The following is a 1,061-nucleotide window of genomic DNA, read 5'->3' on the forward strand; positions in this document are numbered from 1 at the left end:
GACGGGTCTCAATTTTCAGCCCGGAACCATCGGGGAAATGGCAAGAGACTATCATTTTCCCAACATTCTATCTGCTTGAATTCAGCTCTGCCGGTAAATACTTGTTCAGAAAATACATCTTCGGTGGCCATGATTTGCAGCTATGGCCCAGGCCGGAAAAGTTGTCCGACTGGTCGATAGATCAGACTCACTTCACGCACCCGGATGCCGCATTAAGAGCGAGGCTTGACTCAGGCATAGTGCTCAAACACAAACACCGTGTAGAAAAGACGCAGTTCAGTCCGTCTGACAGACACTTACTGGTCAGTTGTACGACCGGTACGATCTATATCTGGGGGAAGAACCTGGCAGGAGCATGGTCAATTCAAACCATCACCGATCAATTCACCCCAGCCACAACACCTTGCTTTAGCCTGTCTGGGCTGCATGTGTTGACTTACAACACTTCGATGGTCGGCATCCTGGGTCGCAGTCAACAAAATGGCTGGCCACTCAAGGGAGTTATCAGGCAAGACGGCATCCTCAAAGCCTGCTTCAATCCACTTTCAGAGCATGAAGTAGTGGTCCTGAGCCGCACTGAGAATGACAACATCACGAATATCACCCTGACAGTTTGGGAAATACGCGATGCTGCACGCCGGATTGAGGCAAAACTCAAGTAGTTAACCAAATAATCAAACTCAATCCGGGTGTAAATGCATACTGGCCCGGGAACTTCCTGGCCTATGGCCTGTCTGTTGAAACAATGAATCAAATGATAATGCCGGTAATCACTCGTCAAGAATGGGACAAGTAAGTGAGCGACCCTCTCTCTGCAACAGCCGTCGGCTTTTCGATGGTGCCGTATTGGCGTCAGCCTGCCAAAACGACACCTTTCAACGCCCCGTCCACTGTCACACGCCCGGGGGCCAGTCGGCAAGCGCACCCCCCGCAAATACAACCCCTGCAAATTCAACCATTGCAGCAAAGAAAGATTACTGAACTCCCTCCCGAACTGTTGGTCATGATTTTTGACTATCTGGAATTCGATGATATCCGCCAGGTAAATGCAACCTGTCTGA

The 1,061-nt window shown here is 50.0% G+C and carries 2 protein-coding genes; both read left to right on the forward strand.

The window, feature by feature from the left end:
• The coding region (locus KDK14_RS00190; protein ID WP_257262997.1) for a hypothetical protein at window positions 1-662 on the forward strand (662 nt) is incomplete at its 5' end.
• A gap of 134 nt (window positions 663-796) precedes the next feature.
• On the forward strand, window positions 797-1,061 hold a 265-nt coding region (locus KDK14_RS21550; RefSeq protein ID WP_257262998.1), incomplete at its 3' end, for an F-box protein.

This window comes from Endozoicomonas sp. ONNA2, assembly GCF_024606365.1.
GTDB lineage: Bacteria > Pseudomonadota > Gammaproteobacteria > Pseudomonadales > Endozoicomonadaceae > Endozoicomonas.